Raw genomic sequence first — 16,281 nt, forward strand, 5'->3', positions numbered from 1 at the left:
CACACTTTTTATGAAAATTCTGTAACCGCTTCCATTCGCAATCTGATAAAACTGATTCAGTCAGAAGAGCGGTGATACGCCTGCGAGGAGAAGAGGTTGAAGTCCAGGAAAGAGGTTGCCTCGGCGACCATGAAAGATGTTGCCCTGAAAGCAAAAGTCTCAACGGCAACGGTATCCCGAGCCTTAATGAATCCCGACAAAGTCTCGCAAAGCACGCGTAATCGCGTTGAGCAGGCTGCGCTGGAGGTGGGTTATCTGCCCCAGGCCATGGGCCGAAACGTCAAACGAAACGAATCCCGCACCATTCTGGTCATTGTGCCCGACATCTGCGATCCCTTTTTCAGCGAAATCATCCGCGGCATCGAAGTGACCGCCGCCGCCCAGGGCTACCTGGTGCTGATTGGCGACTGCGCGCACCAGAACCAGCAGGAAAAGACCTTCATCGACCTGATTATCACCAAGCAGATCGACGGCATGCTGCTGCTCGGTTCCCGTCTGCCTTTTGATGCCAGCATTGAAGAGCAGCGCAATTTACCGCCAATGGTGATGGCCAACGAGTTTGCTCCTGAGCTGGAGCTGCCGACCGTCCATATTGATAACCTCACCGCCGCGTTCAATGCCGTGAACTATCTGCAGGAGCTCGGCCATAAACGCATCGGCTGTATCGCCGGACCGGAAGAGATGCCGCTGTGCCACTATCGCCTGCAGGGCTATGTTCAGGCGCTGCGCCGCACCGGGGCGACGGTGGATCCGCACTATATCGCCCGGGGCGACTTTACCTATGCCGCAGGCGGCCTGGCGCTGGAAAAACTGCTGTCGCTGCCGCAACCGCCTACTGCGGTGTTCTGCCATAGCGACGTAATGGCGCTGGGCGCACTCTCTTACGCCAAACGGCGCGGCCTGAATGTGCCGAAAGACCTGTCGATTATTGGCTTCGATAACATTTCTCTGTCTGAATTTTGCGATCCGCCGCTCTCGACGGTGGCGCAACCCCGCTATGATATTGGCCGGGAAGCGATGCTGTTGCTGCTGGATCAGCTGAACGGACAAACGGTTAGCAGCGGCTCCCGTTTACTGGACTGTGAATTGATTGTTCGGGGTTCAACCCAGGCACTGACTTAAAGTAAACGCCTTTCAGACGTCCTCATCTGGTCAAAGGCCCGTCGCTTAAGTAACATGACGGGCTGACAAACGAAAAAATACAGCGAAACGATAGTGGCACAACGAGATTATGTACGTCGCGGCCAGCCGGCACCTTCGCGACGCAAAAAGAGTAGCTCACGGAAACCGCAACGCAGCCTTCCTGCGGTCTCGCCTGCCATGGTCGCGATTGCGGCGGCGGTACTGGTGGCATTCATCGGCGGCCTCTGGTTCATTACGCACCATAAAAAAGAAGAAGCAGAAGCGCTGCAGGGCAACAAAGTTGTCGGCAACGGCTTGCCTCCGAAACCGGAAGAGCGCTGGCGCTATATTAAAGAGCTTGAAAGCCGCCAGCCGGGCGTGCGTGCACCAACCGAGCCTTCTGCCGGTGGCGAGGTGGTGGATCCTACCCAGTTAACCAATGAACAGCGCCAGTTGCTGGCCCAGATGCAGGCCGATATGCGCCAGCAGCCTACCCAGCTCAACGAAGTGCCGTGGAACGAGCAAACGCCGGCACAGCGCCAGCAAACGCTGCAGCGTCAGCGCCAGGCGCAGCAACAGGTTCAGCAACAACAGCAGTGGGCGCAGACCCAGACGGTACAGCAGCAGAAAGCGCAGCCGCGGGCAACGGAACAGCCGTACCAGCAGCCACGTACCGCGCAGACGCAACCGGCGCAACAGCCGAAGACGCAGCCTGCGAAGCAAAATAGCAACGCGCAGCCGTATCAGGATCTGCTGCAAACGCCTGCGCATACCACCGCCCAGCAGCCGAAGGCCGCGCCGGTCACTAAAGAGACCGAAGCACCGAAGCAGACGGCAGAGAAGAAAGACGAACGTCGCTGGATGGTACAGTGCGGTTCATTTAAAGGCGCGGAGCAGGCGGAAACCGTGCGTGCCCAGCTGGCCTTTGAGGGCTTTGACTCACGCATCACCACCAATAACGGCTGGAATCGCGTGGTGATCGGCCCGGTAAAAGGCAAAGAAAATGCCGATGGCACCATCTCTCGTCTGAAGATGGCTGGTCACGCAAACTGCATTCGACTCGCTTCCGGGGGTTGAAACCCCCAAAATCCCCCCCATCTATCATTCTATTCAGCCCTGAGCACTGGCTCGGGGCCTCTATTCCGAATTTGTAACCAGGGGGTCTGCTCGTGACAACAATAGTAAGTGTACGCCGTAACGGCCAGGTGGTGATTGCCGGTGATGGCCAGGCCACGCTGGGTAATACCGTCATGAAAGGCAACGTGAAAAAAGTGCGTCGTCTGTATAACGACAAAGTGATCGCCGGTTTTGCGGGCGGTACCGCTGACGCCTTCACGCTGTTTGAGCTGTTTGAACGTAAACTGGAAATGCATCAGGGCCATCTGGTGAAAGCCGCCGTTGAGCTGGCGAAAGACTGGCGTACCGACCGTATGCTGCGCAAGCTGGAAGCGCTGCTGGCGGTTGCCGATGAAAATGCCTCGCTGATCATCACCGGTAACGGTGACGTGGTGCAGCCAGAAAATGACCTGATTGCTATCGGTTCCGGTGGCCCGTACGCCCAGGCCGCCGCCCGTGCGCTGTTGGAAAACTCCGACCTGAGCGCGCGCGATATCGCTGTGAAGGCGTTGGATATTGCAGGGGATATCTGCATCTATACCAACCACTTCCACACCATCGAAGAATTGCCGTCTAAGGCGTAAGGATTTCTCATGTCTGAAATGACCCCACGCGAAATTGTCAGCGAACTGAACAAACACATTATCGGCCAGGATAACGCCAAGCGTTCTGTGGCGATCGCCCTGCGTAACCGCTGGCGTCGTATGCAGCTGGACGAAGTGCTGCGCCATGAAGTGACGCCAAAAAACATTCTGATGATCGGCCCGACCGGTGTCGGTAAAACCGAGATCGCCCGTCGTCTGGCGAAACTGGCCAACGCGCCGTTCATCAAAGTCGAAGCGACTAAGTTCACCGAAGTGGGCTATGTCGGGAAAGAAGTGGACTCTATCATCCGCGATCTAACCGATTCCGCGATCAAAATGGTTCGCGTCCAGTCCATTGAGAAAAACCGCTATCGCGCCGAAGAGATGGCGGAAGAGCGCGTCCTGGATGTGCTGATCCCACCGGCGAAGAACAACTGGGGCCAGGCAGAGCAGCCTGCCGAGCCGTCTGCTGCGCGCCAGGCGTTCCGCAAAAAACTGCGTGAAGGCCAGCTGGACGACAAAGAGATTGAGATCGATCTCGCTGCCGCGCCAATGGGCGTAGAAATTATGTCTCCGCCGGGCATGGAAGAGATGACCAGCCAGCTGCAGTCCATGTTCCAGAACCTGGGCGGGCAGAAGCAGAAGCCGCGTAAGCTGAAAATCAAAGACGCGATGAAGCTGCTGATTGAAGAAGAAGCGGCGAAGCTGGTGAACCCGGAAGAGCTGAAGCAGGACGCTATCGACGCGGTTGAGCAGCACGGCATCGTATTTATCGATGAGATCGATAAAATCTGTAAGCGCGGCGAATCCTCCGGCCCGGACGTTTCCCGTGAAGGCGTACAGCGTGACCTGCTGCCACTGGTTGAAGGCTGCACCGTCTCCACCAAGCATGGCATGGTGAAAACCGACCACATTCTGTTTATCGCCTCCGGCGCGTTCCAGGTGGCCAAGCCGTCTGACCTGATCCCGGAACTGCAGGGTCGTCTGCCGATCCGCGTTGAGCTGCAGGCGCTGACCACTGAAGATTTCGAGCGCATCCTGACCGAGCCGAACGCCTCCATCACCGTGCAGTACAAAGCGCTGATGGCGACCGAAGGCGTGAACATCGAGTTCACCGAAGACGGTATCAAGCGTATCGCACAGGCCGCATGGCAGGTTAACGAAACCACCGAGAACATCGGTGCGCGTCGTCTGCATACCGTGCTGGAACGCCTGATGGAAGACATCTCTTATGATGCCAGCGACCTTAACGGCGAGAGCATTACCATTGATGCCGACTATGTGAGTAAGCACCTTGATGCTTTAGTAGCAGATGAAGATCTGAGCCGTTTTATCCTATAATCGCGGTCATTGCATATTCATCACTGATGATGGGGCTGAAAAGCCCCATTTTTATTGGCTAAATAACTATGACTGAAATCAGCCGTACACGTGCCTGGCTGGAAAGCCTGCGTCCTAAAACTCTTCCTCTCGCTTTCGCCGCCATTATTGTCGGCACCGCCCTCGCGTGGTGGCAGGGACATTTCGACCCGCTGGTGGCCGCACTGGCGCTGGTTACCGCCGGTCTGCTGCAAATCCTCTCTAACCTTGCCAACGATTATGGCGATGCCGTTAAGGGCAGCGATAAGCCTGACCGTATCGGGCCCCTGCGCGGGATGCAGAAGGGGGTGATCACCCAGGAGCAGATGAAACGGGCGCTGATTATCACCGTCGCGCTGATCTGTCTTTCCGGAATTGCACTGGTGCTGGTGGCCTGTAAAACGCCGGCGGATGCGGTTGGCTTCCTGGTGCTCGGCCTGCTGGCCATCGTCGCGGCGATCACCTATACCGTCGGCACCCGCCCTTACGGATACATTGGTCTGGGTGATATTTCCGTACTGGTGTTCTTCGGCTGGCTGAGCGTGATGGGCAGCTGGTATCTGCAGGCGCACACGCTGATCCCTGCCCTGTTCCTGCCGGCCACCGCCTGCGGCCTGCTGGCGACGGCGGTACTCAATATCAACAACCTGCGCGATATCGACAGCGATCGGCAGAACGGTAAAAACACCCTGGCGGTCCGTTTAGGGCCGGTGAACGCGCGCCGCTACCATGCCTGCCTGCTGATGGGTGCGCTGTTCTGTCTGGCGCTGTTTAATCTGCTGTCGCTGCACAGTCTGTGGGGCTGGCTGTTCATCCTTGCCGCGCCGCTGCTGTTCAAACAGGCACGTTACGTGATGCGCGAGCAGAGCGCCTCGGCCATGCCGCCAATGCTGGAACGCACGGTAAAAGGGGCGTTACTAACTAACCTGTTGTTCGTGATAGGGATTGTTCTCAGCCAGACGCTAAATTAGCTGACAAATATCAATTAACAATTGATGATTTTGCAAACAATGCATTTCGCGCGATATACTGAAATCACTTGCAGCAACAGAGCGTTAAACCTATGAAATACGATACCTCCGAGCTTTGTGACATCTACCAGGAAGATGTTAACGTCGTAGAACCGCTGTTCTCCAACTTTGGTGGACGGTCGTCATTTGGCGGACAAATCATCACGGTTAAATGTTTTGAGGATAACGGGTTGCTGTACGATCTGCTCGAACAGAACGGCCGTGGTCGCATTCTGCTGATCGACGGCGGCGGCTCCGTGCGTCGCGCGTTAATTGATGCCGAACTGGCCCGCCTTGCCATGCAAAACGAATGGGAAGGCATTGTGGTCTACGGCGCGGTGCGTCAGGTGGACGACCTCGAAGAGCTCGATCTGGGCATTCAGGCGATTGCTGCTATCCCGGTGGGTGCCGCAGGGGAAGGCATTGGCGAAAGCGACGTGCGCGTCAATTTCGGCGGTGTGACGTTCTTCTCCGGCGACCATCTCTATGCCGATAATACCGGCATTATCCTCTCTGAAGATCCGCTGGATATCGAGTAATAAAAAAGCCGGGTGGCGGCTTCGCCTTACCCGGCCTGCTCATTCTCTCTCACGCCGTTAAGCGTAAAAGATAACGGGAATCAGACTTCTTCCATACGTCCCAGCAGGGCATGCAGACGATCCTGCCAGCCGTTCTGCTGTTCGCGCAGGTGGTGGTTTTCACGCTCCAGCTCTTCGCGACCGTGCTGAGCAGTCTGAATTTCCTGCGACAGCGCGTTGTTTTTTTCTTTCAGCTCTTCGATTTCCATCTGCAGCAGGGTGATGGTATCAATCGCCTGCTGTACTTTGGATTCCAGTTTCTCAAACACTTCTAACGACATAATCCTACCTCTCCTGAATTTGCAAGGCGACGCTTGACGTAAACGCGCACAACACCTGGTGTCGATTGTATGGAGCCCCGCCCTCCCTGTCCAGCGGCAGACCGCGCAGATTGCGGTTTGCAACACTTTTCAGCCTCCTCCTGGTGCGTTCGCACCATATACCCCTAAATTGTTAACACTTTAGTTAACGGGATGCTTCTACCCACATTCGCTCATTAACGCTCGCACACACTTTATGGCGCGTTATCGCTCATTTTGTTGACGCGGCACACACATTTTAAGTTCGATATTTCTCGTTTTTGCTCGTTAACGATAAATTAACACTATGTCTACAGGACATCGTGGCGGTTTCGACAATCGTCGCGCCAACAATAACCATTAATTCTTTTCAGGATCCGATTATGAGTGAAACATCAACCTTAAAAGGCCAGTGCATCGCAGAGTTCCTGGGTACTGGGTTGTTGATTTTCTTTGGCGTAGGATGTGTGGCTGCATTGAAAGTGGCGGGCGCCAGTTTCGGGCAGTGGGAAATCAGCATCATCTGGGGTCTGGGCGTGGCGATGGCCATCTACCTGACGGCGGGTGTTTCTGGTGCGCATCTCAACCCTGCGGTCACCATCGCGCTGTGGCTGTTTGCCTGCTTCGACAAACGCAAGGTGATCCCCTTCATTGTTGCGCAGTTTGCCGGTGCCTTTTGTGCAGCGGCGTTAGTTTACGGGCTCTATTACAATCTGTTTATCGACTTTGAACAGACGCACCAGATGGTGCGCGGCAGTACCGAAAGCCTTGAGCTGGCGGGTATCTTCTCCACCTATCCGAATCCGCACATAAACTTTGTGCAAGCCTTCGCAGTGGAGATGGTGATTACCGCGATCCTGATGGGCGTCATTATGGCCCTGGGGGATGACGGCAACGGCATTCCACGCGGGCCGCTGGCACCGCTGCTGATTGGCCTGCTGATTGCGGTAATCGGTGCATCAATGGGACCGCTGACGGGCTTTGCCATGAACCCGGCGCGCGACCTGGGACCCAAGACGTTTGCCTTCTTCGCGGGCTGGGGCGACGTTGCCTTCACCGGCGGTAAAGATATTCCTTATTTCCTGGTGCCGCTGTTCGGCCCCATTGTAGGTGCTGCGCTGGGTGCCTTCGGCTATCGTAAACTGATTGGCCGTCACCTGCCGTGTGACACCTGTGTCGCCGAGGAGAAGGACACCTCCTCCGCCACACAACAAAACGCTTCGCTGTAATCTGACTACGGGACCACAACTATGACCGACAAAAAATATATCGTTGCGCTCGACCAGGGCACGACCAGCTCCCGCGCTGTCGTTATGGATCATGACGCGAACATCGTCAGCGTGTCACAGCGCGAATTCGAGCAAATTTATCCGAAGCCAGGCTGGGTCGAGCACGATCCAATGGAAATCTGGGCGTCGCAAAGCTCGACGCTGGTTGAAGTGCTGGCGAAAGCCGATATCAGTTCCGATGAGATTGCCGCTATCGGTATCACCAACCAGCGTGAAACGGCCATCGTCTGGGAGCGCGAAACCGGTAAGCCGATTTACAACGCTATCGTCTGGCAGTGCCGCCGCACCGCGGATATCTGCGAGAAGCTCAAGCGCGACGGTATGGAAGAGTACGTGCGTAGCGCCACCGGCCTGGTGGTGGACCCGTACTTCTCCGGCACCAAGGTGAAATGGATCCTCGACCACGTTGAAGGCTCCCGCGAGCGGGCAAAACGCGGCGAACTGCTGTTCGGCACCGTGGATACCTGGCTTATCTGGAAGATGACCCAGGGCCGCGTCCACGTGACCGACTACACCAACGCCTCGCGTACCATGCTGTTCAACATCAACACCCTGGAATGGGATGACAAGATGCTGGAGGCGCTGGACATTCCGCGCGCCATGCTGCCGCAGGTGCGTAAATCCTCGGAAATCTACGGCCAGACCAATATCGGCGGTAAGGGCGGCACGCGTATTCCTATCGCCGGGATCGCCGGTGACCAGCAGGCGGCGCTGTTTGGCCAGCTGTGCGTGAAGGAAGGGATGGCGAAAAACACCTACGGCACCGGCTGCTTCATGCTGATGAATACCGGCGAGAAGGCGGTGAAATCGGAGCATGGCCTGCTGACCACCATCGCCTGCGGCCCGCGCGGGGAAGTAAACTACGCCCTGGAAGGCGCGGTGTTTATGGCGGGAGCTTCCATCCAGTGGCTGCGCGACGAGATGAAGCTGATCAGCGACGCCTTTGACTCAGAGTATTTCGCCACCAAGGTGAAAGATACCAACGGCGTGTACGTGGTGCCAGCCTTTACCGGGCTGGGTGCGCCGTACTGGGATCCCTATGCGCGCGGGGCGATTTTCGGCCTGACGCGTGGGGTGAACTCCAACCACATCATTCGCGCCACGCTGGAGTCGATTGCCTATCAGACCCGCGACGTGCTGGAAGCGATGCAGGCCGACTCCGGCATTCGCCTGCACGCCCTGCGTGTGGACGGCGGCGCGGTTGCCAACAACTTCCTGATGCAGTTCCAGTCCGACATTCTGGGTACCCGCGTGGAGCGCCCGGAAGTGCGTGAAGTGACGGCGCTGGGTGCGGCTTATCTTGCCGGTCTGGCGGTGGGCTTCTGGCAGAATCTGGACGAACTGCAGGAAAAAGCGGTCATTGAACGCGAATTCCGCCCGGGCATCGAAACCACCGAGCGCAACTACCGCTACAGCGGCTGGAAGAAAGCAGTGAAACGCGCCCTGGCGTGGGAAGAGCACGACGAGTAAGACAAGCCTTACCCCTTACCCCTCACCCTAACCCTCTCCCCAAAGGGGAGAGGGAACTTGAACACCCTCGCCCCTTTGGGGAGAGGGCCGGGGTGAGGGGGACCCAGCCCGCACCCCACCCCACTCTGTGATAAACTTCGTGCAATTCCTTTTGATTGCACGAGTATCTGATGAAACGTGAACTTGCTATCGAGTTTTCCCGCGTAACCGAAGCTGCCGCCCTGGCAGGCTATAAGTGGCTTGGCCGTGGCGACAAAAATACCGCTGACGGCGCAGCCGTCCACGCCATGCGCATCATGCTTAACCAGGTCAACATCGACGGCACCATCGTGATTGGCGAAGGTGAAATCGACGAAGCGCCAATGCTCTATATCGGCGAGAAAGTCGGGACCGGCAAAGGCGATGCGGTGGATATCGCCGTGGATCCGATTGAAGGCACCCGCATGACCGCCATGGGCCAGGCTAATGCGCTGGCAGTGCTGGCCGTGGGCGATAAAGGCACCTTCCTCAACGCGCCGGATATGTATATGGAAAAGCTGATTGTCGGCCCTGGCGCAAAAGGGGTTATCGACCTCAATCTGCCGCTGGCGGATAACCTGCGTAACATCGCCGCCGCGCTCAATAAACCGCTGAGCGAACTAACGGTCACTATCCTGGCTAAACCGCGCCACGATGCAGTGATTGCCCAGATGCAGCAGCTCGGCGTGCGCGTCTTCGCCATCCCCGACGGCGACGTGGCGGCCTCCATTCTTACCTGCATGCCGGACAGCGAAGTTGACGTGCTGTACGGCATCGGCGGCGCACCGGAAGGGGTGGTTTCTGCCGCGGTGATCCGCGCCCTCGACGGGGATATGCACGGGCGTCTGCTGGCGCGCCATGACGTGAAAGGCGACAGCGAAGAGAACCGCCTTATCGGCGAGCAGGAGCTGGCCCGCTGCGCGGCAATGGGGATTGCAGCCAACACCGTGCTGCGTCTGGACGATATGGCCCGCAACGATAACGTCATCTTCTCCGCCACCGGGATCACCAAAGGCGATCTGCTGGACGGCATCAGCCGCAAAGGCAACATGGCCACCACCGAAACGCTGCTGATCCGGGGTAAATCACGCACCATTCGCCGCATCCAGTCGATTCACTATCTGGACCGCAAAGATCCCGACGTGCAGACCCACATTCTGTAAAACCGTTTGATCGATTGAGCTTTCCGGCCCGCCCGGGCTGGAAATCTCCCCTCCAGGAAAGGAAGATAGATCCCGACATAAGCACAGGAGAACATCATGGCAGACTGGGTAACAGGCAAAGTTAAAAAGGTAGAGTTCTGGACCGATGCGCTATTTAGTCTCACCGTTCACGCGCCCATCCACCCGTTCACGGCGGGGCAGTTTGCCAAGCTGGGGCTGGAGATCGACGGCGAACGCGTGCAGCGCGCCTACTCCTATGTCAACGCGCCGGATAACCCGGATCTCGAGTTCTATCTTGTCACCGTCCCCGACGGTAAACTCAGCCCGCGCCTGGCGGCGCTAAAACCCGACGATGAGATCCAGGTTGTCAGCGAAGCCGCAGGTTTCTTCGTGCTGGATGAAGTGCCGGACTGCGAAACGCTGTGGATGCTGGCGACCGGTACCGCCATCGGCCCTTACCTGTCGATCCTGCAGTACGGGCAAGACCTCGACCGCTTCAACAATATCGTGCTGGTGCATGCCGCGCGCTATGCCGCAGACCTGAGCTACCTGCCGTTGATGCAGGAGCTGCAGAAGCGCTATGAAGGAAAAGTGAAAATCCAGACGGTAGTGAGCCGCGAAACCGTCGCGGGATCACTCAACGGGCGCGTTCCGGCCCTGATTGAAAATGGCGAACTGGAAGCCGCCGTAGGTCTGAAAATGGATGCAGCCACCAGCCATGTGATGCTGTGCGGTAACCCGCAGATGGTGCGCGACACCCAGCAGCTGCTGAAAGAGACCCGGCAGATGACCAAACATTTACGCCGTCGGCCGGGCCATATGACCGCAGAGCACTACTGGTAATCAGCGGTACTTCACGTCGATCGTATCTTTACCGTATTTATTCTCGCCCTGGGTGCCAACGAACGCGCCCAGGTCGACAATCATCATCACAAAAATAACGGTGGGGATCAGCCTGCCAACCACCCACGGCAGCATGGAAGGGAGCATCGACCAGTTGCCAGCCAGCAGCATCCACGCCAGCACCACCAGCAGCGCCCACAGCCCTGAACGCCCACGATCGTGCAGACGTTTCACTAACACCGCTGCGGTCGGCCACAGCAGCGACACCAGCGCGAAGGCCGCCGTCTGGGTGCTCAGCCACGCGTTATTGGCAAAAATAAACAGAGCCAGCATGGCGACAATCCATACACCAATCCAGATCCAGAAATCACGGCGTCCAATACGCCCTTTGAATGCAAACAACCACTGCTGTATGGTCATGTCAGGTTCCTTAAAATCATTGCGGAGCGTAGTTTACCCTGGAGTCGCATCCTTTTGACAAGCCAGCCGGATCCCGTTTTAATCGTGGGCAGTAACATTCAGAGACTTTATTGATGAAGATGTGGTTTCACCTTATTTGGCTGGGTTTAACACTGTTAAGTGCGAGCTTTTCTCTACGTGCTGCCGAGACCTCCGCACCGGCTACCGCACCCTACGTGATGCCGGGCGCGCCGACGTTCGATCAGTCCATTAGCCTGTTCCGTGAAGCCTTTAATCAGGATAATCCAACCCTGCCGCTCAGTGAGTTTCGCTCCATCGACGGCGCGCGCGATACCCCGAACCTGACCCGGGCTGCCAGCAAAATTAATGAGAATCTGTACGCCTCCACAGCGCTGGAGCGTGGAACCCTCAAAATTAAGAGTATGCAGGTCACCTGGCTGCCGATTCAGGGGCCGGAACAGAAAGCCGCCAAAGCCAAAGCGCTGGAGTATATGAGCGCAATTTTGCGCGCGTTCACCCCGGCGCTGACCAAATCCCAGAGCCAGCAAAAACTGCAAAAGCTGCTTACCGCCGGTAAAAACAAACGCTACTACGCCGAAACGGAAGGCGCGGTTCGCTATGTGGTGGCAGATAACGGCGAAAAGGGGCTGACCTTCGCTGTTGAACCGATTAAGCTGGCGTTATCTGAGACGCTCGGCGGCTCGAATTAATGACAAAAAGCAAAGCCTTTCGAGGGAAAATCTCTATACTGATTCACAGACCATGCTGCCCAATCGGGTGGCCATATTCCTTAATTCGCTCTTGAGCGTGGAGAATTGAAATGCGACATCCTTTAGTGATGGGTAACTGGAAACTGAACGGCAGCCGCCACATGGTAAACGAACTGGTAGCTAACCTGCGTAAAGAGCTGGCTGGCGTGACTGGCTGTGCTGTTGCTATCGCTCCGCCGGACATGTACCTGGATATGGCTAAGAAAGCGGCTGACGGCAGCCACATCGTTCTGGGTGCTCAAAACGTTGACGTTAACCTGTCTGGCGCGTTCACCGGTGAAACCTCCGCTGAAATGCTGAAAGATATCGGCGCGAAATACATCATCATCGGCCACTCTGAGCGTCGCACCTATCACAAAGAGTCCGACGAGTTCATCGCTAAGAAATTCGCGGTGCTGAAAGAGCAGGGTCTGATCCCGGTTCTGTGCATCGGTGAAACCGAAGCAGAAAACGAAGCGGGCAAAACTGAAGAAGTGTGCGCACGTCAGATCGACGCAGTGCTGACCACTCAGGGCGCGGCAGCGTTCGAAGGCGCGGTCATTGCTTACGAGCCAGTATGGGCGATCGGTACCGGCAAATCTGCAACCCCGGCACAGGCTCAGGCCGTTCACAAATTCATCCGTGACCACATTGCGAAAGCCGACGCGAAAGTTGCTGAGCAAGTGATCATCCAGTATGGCGGTTCCGTAAACGCAGCGAATGCCGCAGAGCTGTTCACCCAGCCGGACATCGACGGCGCGCTGGTTGGCGGCGCATCCCTGAAAGCAGACGCTTTCGCGGTGATCGTTAAAGCAGCAGAAGCCGCTAAAAAGGCGTAATTGCCTTTGTGGCGGGTGGCGCTTCGCTAACCCGCCCTACGGTTCTGTAGGCCCGGTAAGCGCCAGCGCCACCGGGCTTTTTTACAGCCGTCCCAACATGCTAAACCACAGATAATCCAGCGGCAGCAGCACCAGATACGTTGCCACCGCCAGCGCCAGACAGAGCAGCATCCCCGCCCGCGCAGGCACCCTTCCCAGCCCCATCGCCACCACAATCGGCGACGCCTGATACGGCAGCAGCGGCGTGGAATACCCCAGCACCTGAATCATGATCACCGATAATAACGGAAAGCCGGTGGCATCCGAGAAGCTTTGCGCCAGCGTGGTGTACAGGGCCGGTACGCCGTTGGCTGTCATGATAAAGTTCAGCGCGGTGGTGATGCCGGTCAGCGCGAGGAAACTGGTAAACGGCGCGTCAGCATCCAGCGGCATCACCCGCATCAACGCCTCACCCACGGCATTGCCAATCCCGGTTTGCGTCACGGTGATCGCCAGCCCCAGAATGCCCGCCACGTAGATACAGGTGCGCATATTCACCCCGGCCGAGAACTCCTCCCCGGTAATAAAGCCCATGCGCGGCAGCATCACCACAACCGACGCCGCAAGCCCCGTCCACGCCGGGCCAATGCCGTGCCAGCTTTCGGTCACCCACATCACCAGCACCACCGCCAGCAGCCAGGCGAGGCGTTTTTCGTCGCGGCCCATAGGCTCCGACGGAGTCAGATCCTGCGCCGGTTTGGGCGCACCAGGAAACAGCCAGCAAATCAGGCCGATCAGTATCAGGCCCTTGAGAATACCCAGCACCGGGGTATGCAGCAGCAGGTACGGAACATAGTTGAGATGGATCCCGTACGAGCCCTCCGCCGCCCCGCTCATCACCAGATTGGGCACGTTGGCAGGCAGGATAGTGGCCGACAGCTGGAAGGTGCCAAACCCCACCGCCAGCGCCAGGCCGAACCACGCCCGGGAACCGTCGATAATGCCCGCCCGCTTCGCCATCGCCGCCACAATGGGCATCAGAAGGGCAATACGCCCCATGTTGGAAGGCATGACAAACGCCAGCGCATAGGTGAGCAGCACCACGCTTGCCACCATCAGCGGCCAGGAGTCGGTCAGCCTGGAGGATAATGCCCGCGCCGCCCTGTCCGCCAGCCCGGTTTTGCGGATCGCCACGCCCAGCACGAATCCGCTGAATACCAGCCAGAACGCCGACGATGCAAAACCGCCGAAGATCACCTCCGGCGGCGCAATTCTGGCGATCATCGCCGCGGTAAAAAACAGCAGCGCGGTGATAAATTCCGGCAGCAGCGAGGTGGCCCAGAGCACAATAGTGACGCCGACGATCAGCGAGGGCAGAAACAGCGGATGAGTTAACCAGAGCGACATACCTGTCTCCTGTAGAATTTTTCAGCAAGTCTACGGCGACAGGCGGGGCGAGTAAACGCTATTTATGGTGGGGTCAATTCAGGATATCGCATTGATGATCCTGCAATTCCTCAGCAGATGCGCGGTTAAGCGTCAGCAGATTGCGTTCGGTTGCCAGCAGCACAAACGACCCGTCGGACTGCTGCGCCATCGCCAGCGCAAAGCGTCCCATATGGTCGCGCGCTTCCGGCAGCTCTTCTGCCAGCATCATAAACGGACTGCGCTTCACCAGCTCAGCCTCCGTTACCCGGCGCGCCAGATACTCATGCCCTTCCAGCCCGCCGGGGAACGGCAGCCACTGGGTGCTGATTTGGCCCTGATTCGCATTGAGCTTCTCGCGCACGTCCGGGCGCAGGCAGGAGATGTGGATATGAAAATGGTTTTGCGTGCGCCCGGTCGGGGAGTTGATGGTCAGCGAAACCGCGCTGTCAGGCACGCTTCTCCCCCGCTTCATGCTCATAAAGTTGCGCGACTGCCACGCCAGCCAGAAGAAATTCGGCGTATGGGCCTCGATCAGAAGCGGGCTTTCGGTACCGTTGATGCGGTACGTTGGCATCAGCAGATACTGCAGCGGCCCGTTGCGGTCTTTAAACACCACATATCCCGCATCCGTCTTAACCTGCGCGCAGGGTGCCGGGTTACGGTTTTGCATCTGATTGGGCACACACTGGTCAAGAACGATATGCCGTAGCGCATTTGGGTTACCCGTTTTCATCCACAGCCAGCCGCCCGCAGCGAGCGCGATGACAATCAGCACCAGCACGATTATTTTTTTCACAGCGCGTTACCTGTATCCATTTGAAGTGAAAGAGTAACGCATAAAGATGACCAAATAAAAAACCCGGCGGATTTCTCGCACCGGGTCACCGTGTCGTTCTTTAAGAGACGATTAACGCTGGTTGATCTGATCGAAGGTGCCGCCATTCGAGAAGTGATCTTTCTGTGCTTTCGTCCAGCCGCCGAAGACCTGATCGATAGTGAACAGCTTCAGTTTCGGGAACGCGTTCTCATATTTCTTCGCCACCGCCTCATCACGAGGACGGTAGAAGTTCTTCGCGGCAATCTCCTGGCCTTCCGGGGTGTAAAGGTACTTCAGGTAGGCTTCCGCCACGGCCTGGGTGCCTTTCTTGTCCACCACTTTGTCGACAACGGAGACGGTTGGCTCAGCCAGAATGGATTCGCTTGGGGTGACGATTTCAAACTTGTCTTTGCCCAGCTCGTTGGTTGCCAGCAGCGCTTCGTTTTCCCACGCAATCAGCACATCGCCAATGCCGCGTTCAACGAAGGTGTTAGTCGCGCCGCGCGCACCGGAATCCAGCACTTCGACGTTCTTAAACAGCGCTTTTACGAACTCCTGAGCCTTGGCCTGATCGCCATTGTTCTGGTGCAGGGCGTAACCCCATGCCGCCAGATAGTTCCAGCGTGCGCCGCCAGAGCTTTTTGGGTTCGGGGTGATGACCGACACGCCCGGCTTAACCAGATCGTTCCAGTCATGGATCTGTTTCGGGTTGCCTTTGCGCACCAGGAACACGATGGTGGAGGTATAAGGTGCAGAGTTGTCCGGCAGGCGTTTGATCCAGTTTTTATCGATACGGCCGCGCTCTGCAATGGCATCCACGTCATACGCCAGCGCCAGGGTCACAACGTCGGCTTCGATACCGTTAATCACCGAGGTCGCCTGCTTGCCGGAGCCGCCGTGAGACTGGCGGATCACGACGTTATCGCCGGTTTCCTGTTTCCAGTGTGCGGCAAACGCTTTGTTGTACTGATCGTACAGCTCACGTGTCGGATCGTAAGACACGTTCAGTAACTGGATATCCTTTGCCAGAACGCTGGTCGATGCCAGCAATAAAGTTAACCCCACGCCCCATTTGTTCATCGTCCAACTCTCTTAATGTTGTGTTTGATGAATGCAGCGTGCCAGAAAGCAAACCAATGATTAAAGAATAAAAAAAGATTGGCTATAACTTGCGGGAATAAAAAGCAGTATTGTGCAC

The 16,281-nt window shown here is 57.1% G+C and carries 17 protein-coding genes; 12 read left to right on the plus strand and 5 right to left on the minus strand.

Annotated features, from left to right (window positions below; translation table 11 throughout):
• Positions 1 to 96: 96 nt before the first annotated feature.
• From cytR to rraA, 6 genes are all read left to right on the plus strand, one after another.
• A complete protein-coding gene (gene cytR, locus ACOYA6_RS21785; RefSeq protein ID WP_039032124.1) occupies positions 97 to 1,122 on the plus strand; it encodes a DNA-binding transcriptional regulator CytR in 1,026 nt (341 codons plus the stop codon).
• A 93-nt stretch (positions 1,123 to 1,215) separates the two neighbouring features.
• Positions 1,216 to 2,199, plus strand: coding sequence for a cell division protein FtsN (gene ftsN / locus ACOYA6_RS21790; RefSeq protein ID WP_039032125.1), 984 nt, complete (start codon positions 1,216 to 1,218; stop codon positions 2,197 to 2,199).
• A gap of 92 nt (positions 2,200 to 2,291) precedes the next feature.
• Positions 2,292 to 2,822: an ATP-dependent protease subunit HslV gene (gene hslV, locus ACOYA6_RS21795; RefSeq protein WP_039032126.1), complete on the plus strand. Its 531-nt coding sequence runs from the start codon at positions 2,292 to 2,294 to the stop codon at positions 2,820 to 2,822.
• 9 nt (positions 2,823 to 2,831) lie between these two features.
• Entirely contained in the window at positions 2,832 to 4,163 is a 1,332-nt protein-coding gene (hslU, locus tag ACOYA6_RS21800) for an HslU--HslV peptidase ATPase subunit (RefSeq protein ID WP_039032127.1), read from the plus strand.
• A gap of 62 nt (positions 4,164 to 4,225) precedes the next feature.
• On the plus strand, positions 4,226 to 5,152 hold the full coding sequence (gene menA / locus ACOYA6_RS21805; RefSeq protein WP_139563834.1) for a 1,4-dihydroxy-2-naphthoate polyprenyltransferase: 927 nt from the start codon (positions 4,226 to 4,228) through the stop codon (positions 5,150 to 5,152).
• 92 nt (positions 5,153 to 5,244) lie between these two features.
• Positions 5,245 to 5,730, plus strand: a complete 486-nt coding sequence (gene rraA, locus ACOYA6_RS21810; protein WP_039032129.1) for a ribonuclease E activity regulator RraA — start codon at positions 5,245 to 5,247, stop codon at positions 5,728 to 5,730.
• A gap of 80 nt (positions 5,731 to 5,810) precedes the next feature.
• On the opposite strand, the gene zapB is transcribed toward rraA, so the two are convergent.
• Positions 5,811 to 6,050 carry a septal ring assembly protein ZapB gene (gene zapB, locus ACOYA6_RS21815; protein WP_039032130.1) on the minus strand — a complete coding sequence of 80 codons (240 nt, stop codon included), beginning with the start codon at positions 6,048 to 6,050 and terminating at the stop codon, positions 5,811 to 5,813.
• A gap of 401 nt (positions 6,051 to 6,451) precedes the next feature.
• Here zapB and ACOYA6_RS21820 point away from each other — a divergent pair, with 401 nt between their 5' ends.
• From ACOYA6_RS21820 to fpr, 4 genes are all read left to right on the plus strand, one after another.
• Positions 6,452 to 7,297, plus strand: a complete 846-nt coding sequence (locus ACOYA6_RS21820; protein ID WP_039032131.1) for an MIP/aquaporin family protein — start codon at positions 6,452 to 6,454, stop codon at positions 7,295 to 7,297.
• A 21-nt stretch (positions 7,298 to 7,318) separates the two neighbouring features.
• Positions 7,319 to 8,827, plus strand: a complete 1,509-nt coding sequence (gene glpK / locus ACOYA6_RS21825) for a glycerol kinase GlpK (RefSeq protein ID WP_039032132.1) — start codon at positions 7,319 to 7,321, stop codon at positions 8,825 to 8,827.
• A gap of 170 nt (positions 8,828 to 8,997) precedes the next feature.
• The gene (gene glpX, locus ACOYA6_RS21830) at positions 8,998 to 10,008 is read left to right on the plus strand and encodes a class II fructose-bisphosphatase (RefSeq protein ID WP_039032133.1); all 1,011 of its coding nucleotides are present in this window, start codon (positions 8,998 to 9,000) and stop codon (positions 10,006 to 10,008) included.
• A 96-nt stretch (positions 10,009 to 10,104) separates the two neighbouring features.
• The gene (gene fpr, locus ACOYA6_RS21835; protein ID WP_039032134.1) at positions 10,105 to 10,851 is read left to right on the plus strand and encodes a ferredoxin--NADP(+) reductase; all 747 of its coding nucleotides are present in this window, start codon (positions 10,105 to 10,107) and stop codon (positions 10,849 to 10,851) included.
• Here fpr and ACOYA6_RS21840 read toward each other — a convergent pair whose 3' ends face one another.
• Entirely contained in the window at positions 10,852 to 11,271 is a 420-nt protein-coding gene (locus ACOYA6_RS21840; protein ID WP_138370890.1) for a DUF805 domain-containing protein, read from the minus strand.
• A gap of 113 nt (positions 11,272 to 11,384) precedes the next feature.
• Between ACOYA6_RS21840 and ACOYA6_RS21845 the strand changes: the two genes are divergently transcribed.
• A complete protein-coding gene (locus tag ACOYA6_RS21845; RefSeq protein WP_039032136.1) occupies positions 11,385 to 11,981 on the plus strand; it encodes a DUF1454 family protein in 597 nt (198 codons plus the stop codon).
• Positions 11,982 to 12,091: 110 nt separating this feature from the next.
• The gene (tpiA, locus tag ACOYA6_RS21850; RefSeq protein ID WP_039032137.1) at positions 12,092 to 12,859 is read left to right on the plus strand and encodes a triose-phosphate isomerase; all 768 of its coding nucleotides are present in this window, start codon (positions 12,092 to 12,094) and stop codon (positions 12,857 to 12,859) included.
• Positions 12,860 to 12,940: 81 nt separating this feature from the next.
• Here the strand turns inward: tpiA and ACOYA6_RS21855 are convergent, their stop codons facing one another.
• The 3 genes from ACOYA6_RS21855 to ACOYA6_RS21865 all read right to left on the minus strand — a co-directional run bounded on the left by ACOYA6_RS21855 (position 12,941) and on the right by ACOYA6_RS21865 (position 16,163).
• Positions 12,941 to 14,245 carry an SLC13 family permease gene (locus ACOYA6_RS21855; protein WP_039032138.1) on the minus strand — a complete coding sequence of 435 codons (1,305 nt, stop codon included), beginning with the start codon at positions 14,243 to 14,245 and terminating at the stop codon, positions 12,941 to 12,943.
• Between the two features lie 73 nt (positions 14,246 to 14,318).
• On the minus strand, positions 14,319 to 15,062 hold the full coding sequence (locus ACOYA6_RS21860; RefSeq protein ID WP_039032139.1) for a CDP-diacylglycerol diphosphatase: 744 nt from the start codon (positions 15,060 to 15,062) through the stop codon (positions 14,319 to 14,321).
• A gap of 111 nt (positions 15,063 to 15,173) precedes the next feature.
• The gene (locus tag ACOYA6_RS21865) at positions 15,174 to 16,163 is read right to left on the minus strand and encodes a sulfate ABC transporter substrate-binding protein (protein WP_039032140.1); all 990 of its coding nucleotides are present in this window, start codon (positions 16,161 to 16,163) and stop codon (positions 15,174 to 15,176) included.
• Positions 16,164 to 16,281 lie beyond the last annotated feature (118 nt).

Origin of the sequence: Leclercia barmai (assembly GCF_049312895.1) — a bacterium.
GTDB lineage: Bacteria > Pseudomonadota > Gammaproteobacteria > Enterobacterales > Enterobacteriaceae > Enterobacter > Enterobacter barmai.

What these genes read in the sequence shown, in the direction of transcription:
- hslU (WP_039032127.1), top strand. Translation starts at nt 2,832, where the DNA reads ATGTCTGAAATGACCCCACGCGAAATTGTCAGCGAACTGAACAAACAC.
- rraA (WP_039032129.1), top strand. Translation starts at nt 5,245, where the DNA reads ATGAAATACGATACCTCCGAGCTTTGTGACATCTACCAGGAAGATGTT.
- zapB (WP_039032130.1), bottom strand. Translation starts at nt 6,050, where the DNA reads ATGTCGTTAGAAGTGTTTGAGAAACTGGAATCCAAAGTACAGCAGGCG.
- ACOYA6_RS21820 (WP_039032131.1), top strand. Translation starts at nt 6,452, where the DNA reads ATGAGTGAAACATCAACCTTAAAAGGCCAGTGCATCGCAGAGTTCCTG.
- glpK (WP_039032132.1), top strand. Translation starts at nt 7,319, where the DNA reads ATGACCGACAAAAAATATATCGTTGCGCTCGACCAGGGCACGACCAGC.
- glpX (WP_039032133.1), top strand. Translation starts at nt 8,998, where the DNA reads ATGAAACGTGAACTTGCTATCGAGTTTTCCCGCGTAACCGAAGCTGCC.
- fpr (WP_039032134.1), top strand. Translation starts at nt 10,105, where the DNA reads ATGGCAGACTGGGTAACAGGCAAAGTTAAAAAGGTAGAGTTCTGGACC.
- ACOYA6_RS21840 (WP_138370890.1), bottom strand. Translation starts at nt 11,271, where the DNA reads ATGACCATACAGCAGTGGTTGTTTGCATTCAAAGGGCGTATTGGACGC.
- ACOYA6_RS21845 (WP_039032136.1), top strand. Translation starts at nt 11,385, where the DNA reads ATGAAGATGTGGTTTCACCTTATTTGGCTGGGTTTAACACTGTTAAGT.
- tpiA (WP_039032137.1), top strand. Translation starts at nt 12,092, where the DNA reads ATGCGACATCCTTTAGTGATGGGTAACTGGAAACTGAACGGCAGCCGC.
- ACOYA6_RS21855 (WP_039032138.1), bottom strand. Translation starts at nt 14,245, where the DNA reads ATGTCGCTCTGGTTAACTCATCCGCTGTTTCTGCCCTCGCTGATCGTC.
- ACOYA6_RS21865 (WP_039032140.1), bottom strand. Translation starts at nt 16,163, where the DNA reads ATGAACAAATGGGGCGTGGGGTTAACTTTATTGCTGGCATCGACCAGC.